The organism is Variovorax sp. RO1 (assembly GCF_002849325.1).
In the GTDB taxonomy this organism is placed as follows: Bacteria; Pseudomonadota; Gammaproteobacteria; order Burkholderiales; family Burkholderiaceae_C; genus Variovorax.
In genome coordinates, this window is the sequence record NZ_PKMT01000001.1 from 1,478,527 (window position 1) to 1,493,505 (window position 14,979).

Annotated in this window: 12 protein-coding genes and 1 pseudogene; 5 read left to right on the top strand and 8 right to left on the bottom strand. The window is 67.5% G+C overall.

Translation table 11 applies throughout. From position 1 onward, the window contains the following. The first annotated feature begins 40 nt into the window (after positions 1-40). From CY658_RS07165 to CY658_RS07180, 4 genes are all read left to right on the top strand, one after another. Positions 41-586, top strand: a complete 546-nt coding sequence (locus CY658_RS07165) for a TRAP transporter small permease (protein ID WP_101490266.1) — start codon at positions 41-43, stop codon at positions 584-586. After that, positions 583-1,884, top strand: coding sequence for a TRAP transporter large permease (locus tag CY658_RS07170; protein WP_101489477.1), 1,302 nt, complete (start codon positions 583-585; stop codon positions 1,882-1,884). Before CY658_RS07165 ends, CY658_RS07170 begins: the two co-directional genes overlap by 4 nt. A 74-nt stretch (positions 1,885-1,958) precedes the next feature. After that, a complete protein-coding gene (locus CY658_RS07175; protein WP_101489478.1) occupies positions 1,959-2,969 on the top strand; it encodes a TRAP transporter substrate-binding protein in 1,011 nt (336 codons plus the stop codon). Between the two features lie 85 nt (positions 2,970-3,054). Further along, complete coding sequence (locus CY658_RS07180) at positions 3,055-4,254, top strand: mandelate racemase/muconate lactonizing enzyme family protein (RefSeq protein WP_101490267.1); 1,200 nt, start codon at positions 3,055-3,057, stop codon at positions 4,252-4,254. A 12-nt stretch (positions 4,255-4,266) separates the two neighbouring features. Here CY658_RS07180 and CY658_RS07185 read toward each other — a convergent pair whose 3' ends face one another. Together CY658_RS07185 and CY658_RS07190 are read right to left on the bottom strand one after the other, a co-directional pair. Next, positions 4,267-5,319, bottom strand: coding sequence for an endonuclease/exonuclease/phosphatase family protein (locus tag CY658_RS07185; RefSeq protein ID WP_101490268.1), 1,053 nt, complete (start codon positions 5,317-5,319; stop codon positions 4,267-4,269). A 113-nt stretch (positions 5,320-5,432) separates the two neighbouring features. Further along, complete coding sequence (locus tag CY658_RS07190) at positions 5,433-7,265, bottom strand: DEAD/DEAH box helicase (protein WP_101489479.1); 1,833 nt, start codon at positions 7,263-7,265, stop codon at positions 5,433-5,435. 289 nt (positions 7,266-7,554) lie between these two features. On the opposite strand from CY658_RS07190, the gene ettA reads away from it, so the two are divergent. Next, a complete protein-coding gene (gene ettA, locus CY658_RS07195) occupies positions 7,555-9,216 on the top strand; it encodes an energy-dependent translational throttle protein EttA (protein ID WP_101489480.1) in 1,662 nt (553 codons plus the stop codon). Positions 9,217-9,285: 69 nt separating this feature from the next. Here the strand turns inward: ettA and pabB are convergent. The 6 genes and pseudogenes from pabB to CY658_RS07225 form a co-directional block, all read right to left on the bottom strand. Then, positions 9,286-11,042, bottom strand: a pseudogene (pabB, locus tag CY658_RS07200) (aminodeoxychorismate synthase component I). Between the two features lie 22 nt (positions 11,043-11,064). Then, entirely contained in the window at positions 11,065-12,444 is a 1,380-nt protein-coding gene (locus CY658_RS07205; RefSeq protein ID WP_101489481.1) for a TAXI family TRAP transporter solute-binding subunit, read from the bottom strand. Positions 12,445-12,471: 27 nt separating this feature from the next. Next, positions 12,472-13,518: a P1 family peptidase gene (locus CY658_RS07210; RefSeq protein ID WP_101489482.1), complete on the bottom strand. Its 1,047-nt coding sequence runs from the start codon at positions 13,516-13,518 to the stop codon at positions 12,472-12,474. Between the two features lie 93 nt (positions 13,519-13,611). Further along, a complete protein-coding gene (locus CY658_RS07215) occupies positions 13,612-13,905 on the bottom strand; it encodes a copper-binding protein (protein WP_101490269.1) in 294 nt (97 codons plus the stop codon). A gap of 63 nt (positions 13,906-13,968) precedes the next feature. Then, a complete protein-coding gene (locus CY658_RS07220) occupies positions 13,969-14,418 on the bottom strand; it encodes a DUF411 domain-containing protein (RefSeq protein WP_099791453.1) in 450 nt (149 codons plus the stop codon). Between the two features lie 31 nt (positions 14,419-14,449). Then, on the bottom strand, positions 14,450-14,971 hold the full coding sequence (locus CY658_RS07225; protein WP_101489483.1) for a cupredoxin domain-containing protein: 522 nt from the start codon (positions 14,969-14,971) through the stop codon (positions 14,450-14,452). Positions 14,972-14,979 lie beyond the last annotated feature (8 nt).

Consider the following 14,979-nt stretch of genomic DNA (forward strand, 5'->3'; position numbering starts at 1 on the left):
TCCCATAACAACACTGGAAAGTCAGGAGACGCAGATGCTGATGCAAAGGGCAATCGACGGATTTTTTCGCCTGCTGGAGTTCCTCGTCGTCGTGTGCATGGTGGCGATGGTCGTCATGGTGTTCGGCAACGTGGTGCTGCGCTACGGTTTCAATTCGGGCATTTCGGTGTCGGACGAGATGTCGCGCTACTGCTTCATCTGGCTCACCTACATCGGCGCCATGGTGGCCATGCGCGACGGCGCGCACCTGGGCGTCGACACGCTCATCAAGCACCTGCCGCTCATGGGCAAGAAGGTCTGCTTCTTCCTGAGCCAGTCGCTCATGCTGTTCTGCAACGTGCTCTTCTTCATGGGCACCTACGAGATGCACGAGCTGCAGGTGACCAACATCTCGCCCGTGGTCGGCATCTCGATGATCTGGATCTACGGCATCGGCTACATCGTGTCGGTGGTGATGGCCCTCTTCAACATCGACAAGCTCTGGCGATTGTTCCGGGGCAGGGTGCCCGACCAGGAGCTGATCCAGGTCATGGAATCCGAAGAACAGGTGCTTGACGCCGCCGCACACGGGAAGGTGGCGCAATGACTGTCACGATCTTCATCGTCTCGCTGCTCGGCGCCATGGCACTGGGCATTCCGATCTCGTACTCGCTGCTGGTGTGCGGCGTCTCGCTGATGGGCTGGCTGGCCTACACCGGCGGACTGCCGGCCTTCGACAGCCAGATCATTGCGCAGCGCTTCGTCGACGGCGCCGACAACTTCCCGCTGCTCGCGGTGCCGTTCTTCCTGCTGGCCGGCGAGTTCATGAATGCCGGCGGGCTCAGTCGGCGTATCGTGAACCTGGCGATGGCCTGGGTCGGTCACTACCGCGGCGGCATGGGCTATGTGGCGGTGCTGGCGGCGATCATCATGGCCTCGCTCTCGGGTTCGGCCGTGGCCGACACGGCCGCGCTGGCCGCGCTCCTCATCCCCATGATGAAGGCCGCCGGTTACCAGCTGAACCGTTCGGCCGGCCTCATTGCCGCGGGCGGCATCATCGCGCCGGTGATTCCGCCGTCGATCGGGCTCATCGTGTTCGGCGTGGCGGGCAACGTGTCGATCACCAAGCTGTTTCTCGCGGGCATCGTGCCCGGCATCATGATGGGGCTCGCGGTGGGCGTGGCCTGGTGGATCGTGGCCCGGAAGGACAAAGTGAAGTCCTCGCCGCGCGTGCCCTGGGGCGAGCGGTTGAAGGTCACGGCGCAGGGCAGCCTGGCGCTGGCGCTGCCGGTCATCATCATCGGCGGCATGAAGTTCGGCGTCTTCACGCCGACCGAAGCCGCCGTGGTCGCGGCCGTCTATTCGCTCGTGGTGGGCCTCTTCATCTACGGCGAGCTCAAGGTCAAAGACCTGTACCGCCTCACGCTCGCGGCCGGCAAGACCACCGCGGTGGTGATGTTCCTCGTGGCCGCCGCAATGGTGAGCGCCTGGCTCATCACGGTGGCCAACATCCCGACCGAGGTGGTGGCGCTGCTGGAGCCCTTCCTGGACAACAAGACGCTGCTGATGTTCGTGATGATGGTGCTGATCGTCATCGTGGGCACCGCGCTCGACTTCACGCCCACCGTGCTCATCCTCACGCCGGTGCTGATGCCCGTGGTGCTCAAGGCCGGCATCGACCCGGTGTACTTCGGCGTGCTGTTCATCATGAACAACGCCATCGGCCTGATCACGCCGCCCGTGGGCACGGTGCTCAACGTGGTGAGCGGCGTGGCGCGCATCTCGATGGACGATGCCTTCAAGGGCGTGATGCCTTTCTTCATCGCCCACCTGGTCGTGTTGTTCACGCTGGTGTTCTTCCCGCAGCTCGTGACCGTGCCGCTCCAGTGGTGGATGGGGCGCTAGTTTTTCTTTCCTGTTCTTTTTCCTGTCAGTCAGTTCGTTCAATCAACCAACCCCTCGAATCGAAGGAGACAAGCATGTTGTTTCGCAGAACCCTGATGACCGCCGCCCTCGTGGCCGGTGGCCTGCTGGCGTCGACCGGCGCCCTCGCGCAATTTGCCGAACGCACGATCAAGTTCACCAACGGCGTGAACGAAGACCACCCCGTGGGCGTGGGCGTGAAGAAGATGCAGGAAGTGCTGGCGGCAAAGACCGGCGGCAAGATGAAGATCACGGCCTTCTGGGGCGGCGCCGCGGGCGGCGACCTGCCGGCCACGCAGGCGCTGCGCGCCGGCACGCAGGAAATGGTGTGCACCTCGAGCTCGCCGCTGGTGGGCATCGTGAAGGAACTCGGCGCCTTCGACCTGCCGTTCCTGTTCGCCAACGAGAAGGAAGCCGACGCGGTGCTCGACGGCCCCGCGGGCGAGTACTTCAACAAGAAGCTCGAAGCCGCCGGCCTCGTGAACCTGGCCTACTGGGAGAACGGCTTCCGCAACCTCACCAACAGCAAGAAGCCGGTCACGAAGGCCGAAGACTTCGAAGGCGTGAAGCTGCGCGTGATGCAGAACAACATCTTCCTGGACTCGTTCAAGACCCTGGGCGCCAACGCCGTGCCCATGGCCTTCGGCGAGGTGTTCACCGCCCTCGAGACCCGCACTATCGACGGCCAGGAGAACCCCTTCGTGACCATCGAGACCTCCAAGTTCAGCGAGGTCCAGAAGTACCTGAGCGTGACGCGCCACGCCTATACGCCGTTCCTCGTGCTGTACAGCAAGAAGCTCTGGGACCAGCTCAACCCGCAGGAGCAGGCGGTGCTGCGCGAGGCCGCGAAGGAAGGCCAGAAGGTCCAGCGCGAGGCCAACCGCGCGCTCAACGAGAAGTCGCTCGCCAACCTGCGCAAGACCATGACGGTGAACGAAGTCTCGGCGGCCGAGCAGAAACGCATGCTGGAGAAGGTCAAGCCGGTGTACGACAAGAACGTGCCCAACATCGGCACGGAAGCCGTGGGCGTGGTGACCGACGCGCTGAAGAAGGCGCGCGGGGGCTGACGGAGGCTTTCAGCCATGCGCTGAATGTGTGCAAGAGCCGCGCGGCATTCGCCGCTGCGGCTTTTTCTTTTTGCGGAACCCTTTCATGAAAATCACGCAAGTCGAAACCATCCGCCTCGGCGAGTTCCCCAACATCCTGTGGGTGCGCCTGCACACCGACGAGGGCCTGGTCGGCCTCGGCGAAACCTTCATGGGCGCCGAAGCGGTCGAGGCCTACCTGCACGAGTGGGCGGCGTTCAAGCTGCTCGGCACCGACCCGCTGCAGATCGAGGCGCGCAACCGCGACATCACGGGCTACCTGGGGTGGCGCGGGTCGGGCGTGGAAACGCGCGGCAACTCGGCCGTCGATATCGCCCTGTGGGACCTGTTCGGCAAGGCCGCCAACATGCCGGTGCACACCGCGCTAGGCGGCAAGAGCCGCGATGCGATCCGCATCTACAACACCTGCGCGGGCTACCAGTACATCCGCAGCGCCACCAACCAGACCAGTTCGAACTGGGGCCTGGCCAACAACAACGGTCCGTACGAAGACCTGCAGGGCTTCCTGCACCATGCCGACGAGCTGGCGGAGTCGCTGCTGTCCGAAGGCATCACGGCCATGAAGATCTGGCCCTTCGACCCGGCGGCGGAAAAAAGCCACGGGCAGTACATCAGCCATGCCGATCTCGACACCGCGCTCGAGCCCTTCCGCAAGATCCGCCAAGCGGTGGGCGGCAAGATGGACATCATGGTCGAGTTCCACAGCCTGTGGCGCCTGCCGATGGCGCAGAAGATCGCGCGCGCACTGCAGGAGTTCGACACCTTCTGGCACGAAGACGCGATCCGCATGGACAGCCTCGACCTGCTCAAGCAGTACGCGAAGGACTGCCAGGCGCTCGTCTGCGCCAGCGAAACGCTGAGCTACAAGTGGGGCTTCAAGGACTACCTGCAGACCGGTGTGGCCGGAGTCGCGATGCTCGACCTGAGCTGGTGCGGCGGCCTCACCGAGGCACGCAAGATCGCGGCCATGGCCGACGCCTGGCAATTGCCCGTGGCGCCGCACGACTGCACCGGGCCGGTGGTCTGGGCCGCGTCCACGCACCTGAGCCTGCATGCGCCCAATGCGCTCATCCAGGAGAGCGTGCGCGCCTTCTTCACCGGTTGGTACAAGGAACTCGTCACCGAGCTGCCGAAGGTCGAGAACGGGATGATCAGCCTCAACGACAAGCCCGGCCTCGGCCTGGAGCTGCTGCCCGACCTGCACAAGCGCGCCGACGCGATCGTGCGGGTGTCGAAAGCGGCGTAGCGCCGTCGTTCGTCAGCGGTTGTCGTCGGTGCGCAGCCGCAGCAGCGCGCGCACGAAGCCGTGGTCCGAGCGCGAGCGGTCGCGGCCTTCGTGCAGGTGGTCGTTGAAGTAGTCGACGCGGCGCACGTCGCCCAGGCTGTGGCGGCTGCTGGCGACGAACTCCTCGCTCACGAGGATCTGGTCGAGCACATCCGGAAAGCCCTGGTGGATGTGCGAATAGGCCACGTCCTTCTTGAGCGCCGACTCGCCCTGCATCTCGTAGGCGTTGAACAGCGCCACGTCGCGCGCGGCCTTGTCGTAGGCCACCTCGGAGGTCGCGGCCACCAGCTGCGTGGTCACGCTGTGCGGGTTGTCGTTGAAGTCGCCCATCACCACCAGCGGCACGTTGGTGCCCTGCAGCAGGTCGATGACGATGCAGCGCAGGGCCGCGGCCTCGGCGCCGCGCATCAGCAAGGAGCGCAGCGAGGCCATGGCGCCGATCTTGCGGTCGTCGCGGTCTTCCAGGGCGTTGCCTTGCGCGTCCTGCAGGAACTTGGGGCGCTTGGACTTCAGGTGCACCGTCAGCACGTGCACCTGCTGGCCGTGCTTCATGCGCACGGTGACCAGCAGGGGCGGGCGCTCGAAGCGCGTGTGCGGGCCGATGCCCGGCACGTCGACACCGAAGCCCGAGGGGAAGTCGATGAAGGACTGCGTGCTTTCCACCTGCAGCCGCGTGACGATGCCGACGCGCGGCGTGCCTTGTGCGCCTGGCCGACCGGGCGTGTCCGGTGGGCTCGCGGGCGGCGGCGTGTTCTCGGCGCCCGGCACCGAGACGAAGTCGTAGCGCAGTCCGCTGCGCCCGATGGCGGCTTTCAGCGCCGCTTCGTCCCACACCTCCTGCACCGCGAGCACGTCGGCGTTGAGCGCGTGGATCCGCTCACCGATCCAGTCGATCTTGCGTTCGTATTCGCGCTCGTTGTAGGCGTCCTGGTTCTCGTAGTACACGCGGTTCGGGTTCGCGAGGTTGAGCAGGTTGCAGGTCGCGACGAAGAGCGTGGCGTAGTTGGGCGGGATGTAGGAGGGCATGGCCAACACATTGTGTCCTGAGAAGGTGTCAACGAACCTGCCGCGCCCGCCAGCCGGCAGAAACGAAAAAGGGCACCGAAGTGCCCTTTGTGGAATCAACGCGTGCGTGCGTTTCAGCGACCGAACGAACGACCGCCGCCGCCACCGCCGGAGCGATTGCCGCCACCGCCACCGCCGCCACCGCCGCCGTAGCCACCGCCACCACCCGAGCGGCCACCGCTACCCGAACGGTTGCCGCCGTAGCCGCCACCACCGCCGCCGCCACCCGGGCGACCGCCGCGACCGCGACCACCCATGTGGTCGACGCTCGTACGCAACGGATCCGGCTGGCCGGCTGCACCGCCGCCTGCGACGGCTTCAGCGCGCAGGTGCGCGACCTGGTTGGCTTGCGTCGGGCTGTGGCTGTTGCCGTGATGGCGCGGTTGGCGCTCTTCATGCGGCGTGTGGTGATGCGGCTGCTGCGGTGCGCGCGGCTGGCCTTGCTGCGGGCCGCGGCCCTGTGCGGGACGGGCTGCGCCCGGGCCGCGCGGACCCTGGCCCTGGCCTTGGCCGCCACCGTTGGCATTGCGGCCTTGACCGCCGCCGCCCTGGCCGCCACCGCGGCGTTGACCGCCGCCATTGCCGCCGCCACCACCACCGCCGTTGCCGCCACCCTGGCCGGCCTTGTTCTCGCGGATGCGCGACATCATTTCGGTGCGGGCGGCCTTGGCGGCTGCCTGCATGACTTCGCGGCTCGGCGGACGGCCGGCGCCGCCCCAGATCGTCTGGCGACCCATGGCGATCGGCTCGGCGCGTTCGCCTTCTTCAGGACCGAAGCCCTCGACCTTCTGCACCGGAATCGTCTGCTTGGTGAAGCGTTCGATTTCCTGCATGAAGCCTTCTTCGTCCAGGCACACGAAGCTCACGGCCTCGCCGCTCGAACCGGCACGGCCGGTGCGGCCGATGCGGTGCACGTAGTCTTCGCTGACGTTCGGGATTTCGTAGTTCACGACGTGCGGCAGCTCGTCGATGTCGATGCCGCGGGCCGCGATGTCGGTGGCCACCAGCGCGCGGATGTCGCCGCTCTTGAAGCCGGCCAGCGCCTGCGTGCGGGCGCTCTGGCTCTTGTTGCCGTGCAGCGCCATCGCCTCGATGCCGTTCTTGGTGAGGAATTCGGCCACGCTGTTGGCACCGAACTTGGTGCGCGTGAACACGAGCACCTGGCTCCACTTGTGCTCGTTGATGATGTGCGCGAGCAGCGCCTTCTTCTTGCCACGGCCCACGGGGTGGATCACCTGCGTGATGCGCTGCACCGTGGTGTTGCGCGGCGTGACCTGAATGCTCTGCGGGTTCTTGAGCAGCGAGCCGGCGAGGTCGCGGATCTCGTCGCTGAAGGTGGCCGAGAACAGCAGGCTCTGCTTTTCCTTGGGCACCAGGGCCAGGATCTTCTTCACGTCGTGAATGAAGCCCATGTCCAGCATGCGGTCGGCTTCGTCCAGGATGAGGATCTGGACCTGGCTCAGGTCGAGCATGCCTTGCTGTTGCAGGTCGAGCAGGCGGCCGGGGGTGGCCACGAGGATGTCGACACCCTTCTTGAGCTTGCTGATCTGCGGGTTCATGCCCACGCCGCCGAAGATCACGGTGGAGTCGAGCTGCAGGTACTTGCCGTACGTACGCACCGACTCTTCGACCTGGGCCGCGAGTTCACGCGTCGGGGTCAGCACGAGGGCACGGATGCCGATGCCGCCGAACTTGTTGGTGGCGCTGCGGCTCATGGTGAGCTTGTGCAGCATCGGCAGGGTGAAGGCCGCGGTCTTGCCGGTGCCGGTCTGGGCGCCGCCCAGCAGGTCGTGGCCGTCGAGGACCACGGGAATGGCTTGTGCCTGGATGGGGGTGGGGGTGTCGTAGCCGTGTTCGAGCACAGCCTTCAAGATGGCCGGGGCCAGCTTCAGTTCGTCAAAATTCATTGTGGAAACAACAAGCGCCATACACGGCGCAGTGGCATCGGCCCGCTTGGCGTCTTGGCGACGCCGAGCCAGTCAAGGCAGATGAAGGTCAGGGGTGGGAGCCGGAAAACCCGTTGTGATGAGGGGTTTCTTCGTCCCCGGCAGAGAGCCGGTTTGTGGGCAACTGGACCCGGCAACGAGGACTATTGTCGCATGAGTCGATAATCATGGGTTCGCCGCGCCCGGATCACTGTCCGGACGACCGTGCTTTTACGCAAATCCCCAAGCTACCCGAGGTAATCATTCACAGATGGCTCAATACGTCTATTCGATGAACCGCGTCAGCAAGACCGTGCCGCCCAAGCGGCAGCTCTTGAAGGACATTTCGCTCTCTTTCTTTCCCGGCGCCAAGATTGGCGTGCTCGGCCTGAATGGCTCGGGCAAGTCCACGCTGCTCAAGATCATGGCGGGTGTGGACAAGGAATTCGAGGGCGAGGCCCTGCCCATGCCGGGGATGACGATCGGCTATCTGGAGCAGGAACCCAAGCTCAACAACGAGCACACGGTGCGCGAATCGGTTGAAGAATCGATGGGCGCGGTGTTCGCGGCCAAGGCACGCCTCGAAGAGGTGTACATCGCCTACGGTGCCGAAGACGCCGACTTCGACGCGCTGGCGGCCGAACAGGCCCAGCTCGAAGCCGTCATCGCCACCGCCGGCACCGATTCCGAGCACCAGCTGGAAATCGCCGCCGACGCACTGCGCCTGCCGCCGTGGGACGCCAAGATCGGCCTGCTGTCGGGCGGTGAAAAGCGTCGCGTGGCACTGTGCCGCCTGCTGCTGTCCAAGCCCGATATGCTGCTGCTCGACGAACCGACCAACCACTTGGACGCCGAATCGGTCGAGTGGCTCGAAGTGTTCCTGCAGCGCTTCACGGGCACCGTGGTGGCCATCACCCACGATCGCTACTTCCTGGACAACGCCGCCGAGTGGATCCTGGAAATGGACCGCGGTCGCGGCATTCCATGGAAGGGCAACTACAGCACCTGGCTCGAGCAGAAGGGCGAACGCCTGGCGCAGGAGCAGAAGAGCGAAGAAGCCCACGCCAAGGCCCTGAAGAAGGAATTGGAGTGGTCGCGCCAGAACCCGAAGGCACGCCAGGCCAAGAGCAAGTCGCGCCTGGCCCGCTTCGAAGAGCTGAGCGACATGGAATACCAGAAGCGCAACGAAACGCAGGAAATCTTCATTCCTGTGGCGGAGCGGCTGGGCCAGCAGGTGTTCGAGTTCCACGGCGTCAGCAAGTCCTTCGGCGACCGCATGCTGATCGACAACCTGAGCTTCACCGTGCCGCCGGGCGCCATCGTCGGCATCATCGGCCCGAACGGCGCCGGCAAGTCGACGCTGTTCAAGCTGCTCGCGGGCAAGGAGCTGCCGGACAGCGGCGAAGTCGTCATCGGTTCGACCGTGCGTGCAGCCTTCGTCGACCAGCACCGTGACGAGCTCGCCAACCAGAAGACCGTGTGGGAAGACATCTCGAACGGCCTGGACATCATCAACGTCGGCAAGTTCCAGATGGCCAGCCGTGCGTACGCGGGCCGCTTCAACTTCAACGGCGCCGACCAGCAGAAGAAGGTCGGCACGCTGTCGGGCGGTGAACGCGGCCGGCTGCACCTGGCCAAGACGCTGATCGCGGGCGGCAACGTGCTGATGCTGGACGAACCGTCGAACGACCTGGACGTGGAAACCCTGCGCGCGCTGGAAGACGCACTGCTCGAGTTCGCCGGCACCGTGATGGTCATCAGCCACGATCGCTGGTTCCTCGACCGCATCGCCACGCACATCCTCGCGGCCGAAGGCGACAGCCAGTGGACCTTCTTCGACGGCAACTACCAGGAGTACGAAGCCGACAAGAAGAAGCGCCTCGGCGAAGAAGGCGCCAAGCCCAAGCGCATGCGCTACAAGGCACTCAAGTAAGACGCAGGCGGCTTCGGCCGCTTCGACCATCAGAGCGCGCGGTTCCGCAAGGGGCCGCGCGCTTTGTCGTTAAGGGGCGTTGTCCTCGACGAGGTCCGCGTCGAGCCAGCCGCGCAGGCTGTTGACGAAGGCCAGCGTTTCGACACGCGGCAGGTCGTCCACGCGCACGACCGCCTCGGTCAGTTGTCCTTCGCGCAACCGGTGGGCACGCCCGATGCCGTCGAGCAGCCCGCAGCGCAGCGGCGGCGTGACCCAGCGGCCCTCGAGTTGCAGCGCGATGTTGCCGCGCGTGCATTCGGTGATCTCGCCGCGGCGGTTCCACAGCAGCGTGTCGAACACGCCCGGCTCGGTCGGTGCGAAGGCTTCATAGTGCGCGCGGCGCGTCGTCTTGAAGCGCGAGAACTCGCTGTCGGCCTCGTCGAAGGCGCGCGGGGCCAGCTGCAGGCGCACGCGCGGCGGCGGGGCGTCCATGGCGAAGGCTTCGGCGCGCGGCTGGCCTTGTGCGTCGAGCAGCAGGCGCACGCGCCATGTGCCTGCGGCATGCGCGGCGCGCAGTTGGTCCAGGCAGGCCGTCACATTTGCTTCGTGCCACGGATAGCCGAAGTGCGCAGCCGCGTTGCGCATGCGCGCCAGGTGCGCGGCCGCATCGCGCAGTGCGCCATCGGCCAGCGCCAGGGTTTCGAGCAGCTCGAAGGAGGTCATGGTTGCGAAGATACCGCCGCGCCGAGAAAGGCACGCTTGTGCCGCCACTCGTCCCACTCCGCATCCGCCTGCGCATCGGCCGTGATGCCGCTGCCGATGCCGCAGCGCGCGGCGTTGCCACGCAGCGTGACGGTGCGGATCGGCACGTTGAAGGTCGCGTGCCCGCCGGGCCGCACCACGCCCACGGCGCCGCAGTACACGCCGCGCGCGTCGGGCTCCAGTGCGCGGATCATGCGCATGGCGCTCACCTTCGGCGCGCCGGTGATGGAGCCGCAGGGGAACAGCGCCGCGAAGATGTCGGCCAGCGTCGTGCCCTCGCGCAGCCGGGCTTCCACGTCGGAGGTCATCTGCCACACGGTGGGCAGCGCTTCCGTGTGGAAGAGGCGCGGCACGCGCACGGAGAAGGGCTGGGCCATGCGCGAGAGGTCGTTGCGGATCAGGTCCACGATCATCACGTTCTCGGCGCGCTCCTTGGGCACGGTGCGCAGCCGCAGTGCGTGGGCGGCGTCTTCGGCGGGCGTGGCGCCGCGCGGCGCGGTGCCCTTCATGGGGCGCACGAGGATGCGGTCGCCGTCGCGGTCGAAGAACAGCTCGGGCGACACCGACAACACCTGCTCGTCGCCGGTGTCGATGAAGGCGCCGTAGCCGTTGGGCTGTGCCTGCCGCAGCGCGTGGAACCAGGCCTGCGCGTCGCCGTCGAAGGCCGCGCGCAGCGGCGCCGTGTAGTTGAGCTGGTACAGCACGCCGTCGGCGATGGCGCGGTGGATCGCCTGCATGTTGCGGTCGAAGGCCTCGCGCGAGAGGTCCGCCGTCCACGCGACGGGCGCCACGGCAGGCACCGGCGCATCCGGCCATGGCAATGCCACGTCATGCACACCGAACCAGGCCAGCGGCCCGTCGGGCGAATGCACGTCGAACGCCGGGTCGAAGGCCGCGGCGGCCTCGTAGCGCAGGTGGCCGACGCACCAGCGGCCTTCGCGGGCCAGCGCCTCGACAGCTTCCAGCACGGGGCGCACCTCGTGCGGCGCATGGGCGACGAGCACGCGCACCGGCGTGCCGAAGGCGGCGCGCAGCCGGGTCGCCCCGTCGGTGCGCGGGTCGGCGAAATCGATCAGCGTGGACAGCAAGCGCGCGCCCGGTTCCTTGTCAGGTGGCCGCGCGGACCGGCGCGGCAGTCGCTGCGCTGGCCGAGCCCGCGAGCGCACGCTTGCGCACCGCGTAGATGTTGTTGCGCAGCGCATAAAGCTCGTCGGCATACGACAGCGGCACCGCCACCTTGTTGACCACGCGGTCGAGCGCATCGAGTTCTTCCAGCAGCTTGTCGCGCTCTGCCTGGCTCTGGCCGGCGTCCACCTTGGCCTCGATGTCGCGCAGCCGCGCGTACCAGCGGAACACGCGGCGGCGCACGCGGAACTGGTACAGCGGCGGGATCACGCGGCTCAGCGGCAGCATCAGCACCAGCATGCCGCCCAGCACCAGCCACATGCGCTCGACCAGGTTGCTGGCCCAGAACGGCAGGTAGCGCTGCCAGAACGGCGGCGTGCCGTTGATGGCGCGGTCGCCCTCGGGGCTCACGGGCAGTTCGCTGGTGCGGGTGTTGGGGAAGTCGCGCGCGCGGTTGAACCAGCCGGCGTCGCTGTGCACGGTCTGCGCGGCCTGCGCGAACAGCTGGCGCAGGGCCGGATGGGTTTCGTCGCGCGACAGCAGCGAGGTGGTGGCGGCGAGCAGCGACACGTCGTGCAGCGGCAGGTCCTTCGACAGGTCGACCACGCCGCGCGGCAGCGTCACGGCCGAGAGGAACGGAAAGCGCCGCGTGTAGGCCTCGGCCTGGCCGAAGTCCATGAGCTGGATGTCGTTGGCGCGCAGCAGGCGCTGCACCTGCGGCGACTGCGGCGCCGAGAACAGCACGATGGCATCGAGCAGCCCGGCTTGCAGCGCCTCGGCGGCGGCGGCCTGCTCGAGGTTCGACAGCAGCAGGTCGTCGGGCCCGAGGCGGTTGGCCTTGAGCAGCCGCTCCATGATCTCGGGCAGCCCGCTGCCGGGCAAATCGACGTTCACGCGCAGGCCGCGCAGCTGCGTGAGCGAGGTCAGCGTGCCGGTCTTGCGGTCGAGCTTCTGCGCGACGTCGGCGCGGTAGAAGAGCCAGATCGGTTCGTAGAACAGCGCGCCCAGCGAGCGCAGGCCGGCCTCTTCGTCGGCCACCGGGTCGGCGCTGCCGCCGCGCACGAAGGCCACGTCGGCACCGCCGCTGCGCAGCAGCTGCAGGTTCTCGGTCGAGCCCGAGGTGGCCTTGAGCTCGACGGTGATGCCGCTGTGCTTCAAGGCATCGGCGTAGCGCTTGCCGAACTGCGCATAGGCGCTGCCCGTGGGGCCGGTGGCCAGCGTCACGTGCTTGGGCGGCTGCGGCTGCAGCCACCAGTAGGCCGCAATCAGCAGGCCGATGACGATGAACACGATCGGGCCGGCCGAGGCGATCAGGTCGCGGATCGACAGCAGGATCAGCTTCAGGGTGCGGGGAAACGCCATGGGGTGCCTCGTCGTGCAGTGCGCGCGTCAGCCGCGCGGCGCGGCCAGATCGGCCAGGTCAGCGGCGCAGGGAATGTGAAGCTCGCCCACGGTCACCGCGCGCGCCGCGCGCACCGCGCGCACGGTGGCGATGGCGGTGGCTTCGGCGGCCATCGTGCTCAGCACGGTCATGCCGGGTGCATCGCCTTCGAGCGGCACGCGGCCGGTGGCCAGCGCGAACAGCGTGTCGCCGTCGCTCATGGTGTGCACCGGGTTGATGGCGCGCGCCAGGCCGTCGTGCGCCACCATGGCGAGCCGGTTGGCCTGCACCTTGGTCAGCACGGCGTCGGTGGCGATCACGCCGATGGTGGTGTTGGTGCCCGCCAGCAGCGGCTTGGGCAGCTCGCCGCGCAGCAGCGCGCGGCGCGTGTTGAGCAGGGCGCTGCCGTCTTCGGTGCGCGCGCCGGCCACGGGCAGCGCGGTGTCGGGGTCGATCACGTCGCCCAGCGAATTGACCGCGATGAGTGCGCCCACGGTCACGCCGCCGACGGTGACCGAGGCGGTGCCGATGCCGCCCTTCATCGCGCGGTGCACGCCGAACAGCTTGCCGACCAGCGCGCCGGTGCCCGCGCCCACATTGCCTTCGGCGGGCGCATCGGTCGAGGCGGCTTCGCAGGCGGCGTAGCCCGAGGCGGCATCGGGGCGGATGCGCGCGTCGCCCATCGGCAGGTCGAACAGCACGGCGGCCGGCACGATGGGCAGGGTGCCGAAGCGCACGTCCATGCCGACGCCGCGCTCTTCGAGCCAGCGCATCGCGCCTTCGGCGGCGGCCAGGCCCCAGGCGCTGCCGCCCGCGAGCATCACGGCGTGCACTTCCTGCACGAGGTTGCCGGGCGAGAGCAGGTCGGTCTCGCGCGTGCCGGGCGCGGCGCCGCGCACATCGACACCGGCCACGGCGCCTTCGCGCGCGAGGATCACGGTGCAGCCGGTGGGGCGGCGGGTGTCAGAAAAATGGCCGACTTCGATGCCGGCGACGTCGGTGATGGCACCGGCGTCAGAGAGGGACGAGGAGGGGGAAGAAGACGCTGCGGACATGGCGGCCGATTATGGGACCGCGCCCCGGCGCCTTGGGCGCCGAGGGTTGCAAGACGTTTCATCGCGGGCGAGCGAACGCCCGCGATGCCGCGCTCAGTTCGCCACAGGCTCGAGCGACATCACGGTGATCGCGCCGTCGACCTTGTCGACCGTGAAGCGCACCTTGTCGCCGGCCTTCACCTTGGCGAGCAGCGCGGGGTCGCTCACGCGGAACACCATGGTCATGCCGGTCATCTCGAGGTTCGGGATGTCGCCGTGGCGCAGGGTGATCTTCTTGGCGTCGGTGTCGACCTTGCGGACTTCGCCGTCGACTTGGGGCAGCGTGGCCTGTGCGAACGCCGCGGCGGTGAGCACGAGGGTGGAGAGGGCGGTGATGGTCTTCTTCATCATGGTCGGTGTTCCTTTCGGGTGGCAAGGGGTTGCGCGGGGTTGCAAAGAGGGGGCCAAAGCTCAGCGGTAGCTCTGGAAGACGCGCGTGCTGCCGTCGGCCAGCACCAGCAGCACGTCGTAGGCGTCGCGCTGGTCGCCGTAGGCGGGGCCGTCCATGCCGGGCGAGCCGATGGGCATGCCGGGCACGGCGAGGCCGACGGCCTTGGGCTTTTCCTTCAGCAGGCGATGCATCTCGCGCGCGGGCACGTGGCCCTCGATGGCGTAGCCACCGACGCGGCCGGTGTGGCAAGACCCCAGCTTGGCCGGAATGCCGAGCCGCTCGCGCGCCGGGCCGTTGCCCTCGTCGTGCACGCGCGTGGCAAAGCCGTTCTTGTTGAGGTGCTTGACCCAGTCCTGGCAGCAGCCGCAGTTCGGGTCTTTCCAGATCTCGACCATCGGTGCGGCGGCCTGCGCGGCGAGCGGCAGGGACGCGGTGGCGGCGGCGAGTTTCAAGAGGGTGCGTCGTTGCATGGTCAGGTTCCTTTCATGCGATTCATCGGATTCATTTGGAAGGCGCGGCAGCGGCCCGCACGCGCACGCGGCCGGCCATGCCGAGTTCGTAGTGGTCCTTCACGAGGCAGGCGAAGTCGAAGTCGCCGGCGCGGTTGAAGGTCCAGATCAGTTCGCCGGTCTTGCCGGGCTGCACATGCGCCATCCAGGGCTCGTCGTGCTCCATGCCGGGGTGCTTCTTCATCATGGCGGCGTGGTCCTCGATGACGGCGGCGGTGCCGAGCACGAGCTCGTGCAGGTCCTTGCCGCGGTTCTTCAGCCGCAGGCGGATGGTGTCGCCTTCACGCACTTCGAGGACCGAAGGCGTGAACGTCATGTCGTCGGCCATCGCGATGTCGATGGTGCGTTTCACGGCGCTGGCCTTGCCGGCGATGCCCCAGGCTTTCTGCTCGGGCGCGAGCGTGGCGGCAGCGGCCTTGCCGGCCTTGGGCGCGTGGCTTTCGTGGGCCGTGGCGAAAGTGGCGACGGCAGCGAGTGCGAGGCCGGCGACGAGGGGAGAGAAACGGGTGTTCATGACTTGAA

Excerpts from the sequence above, each read along its gene's own strand:
- CY658_RS07165 (WP_101490266.1), top strand. The coding sequence starts at position 41 with ATGCAAAGGGCAATCGACGGATTTTTTCGCCTGCTGGAGTTCCTCGTC.
- CY658_RS07170 (WP_101489477.1), top strand. The coding sequence starts at position 583 with ATGACTGTCACGATCTTCATCGTCTCGCTGCTCGGCGCCATGGCACTG.
- CY658_RS07175 (WP_101489478.1), top strand. The coding sequence starts at position 1,959 with ATGTTGTTTCGCAGAACCCTGATGACCGCCGCCCTCGTGGCCGGTGGC.
- CY658_RS07180 (WP_101490267.1), top strand. The coding sequence starts at position 3,055 with ATGAAAATCACGCAAGTCGAAACCATCCGCCTCGGCGAGTTCCCCAAC.
- CY658_RS07185 (WP_101490268.1), bottom strand. The coding sequence starts at position 5,319 with ATGCCCTCCTACATCCCGCCCAACTACGCCACGCTCTTCGTCGCGACC.
- CY658_RS07190 (WP_101489479.1), bottom strand. The coding sequence starts at position 7,265 with ATGAATTTTGACGAACTGAAGCTGGCCCCGGCCATCTTGAAGGCTGTG.
- ettA (WP_101489480.1), top strand. The coding sequence starts at position 7,555 with ATGGCTCAATACGTCTATTCGATGAACCGCGTCAGCAAGACCGTGCCG.
- CY658_RS07205 (WP_101489481.1), bottom strand. The coding sequence starts at position 12,444 with ATGGCGTTTCCCCGCACCCTGAAGCTGATCCTGCTGTCGATCCGCGAC.
- CY658_RS07210 (WP_101489482.1), bottom strand. The coding sequence starts at position 13,518 with ATGTCCGCAGCGTCTTCTTCCCCCTCCTCGTCCCTCTCTGACGCCGGT.
- CY658_RS07215 (WP_101490269.1), bottom strand. The coding sequence starts at position 13,905 with ATGAAGAAGACCATCACCGCCCTCTCCACCCTCGTGCTCACCGCCGCG.
- CY658_RS07220 (WP_099791453.1), bottom strand. The coding sequence starts at position 14,418 with ATGCAACGACGCACCCTCTTGAAACTCGCCGCCGCCACCGCGTCCCTG.
- CY658_RS07225 (WP_101489483.1), bottom strand. The coding sequence starts at position 14,971 with ATGAACACCCGTTTCTCTCCCCTCGTCGCCGGCCTCGCACTCGCTGCC.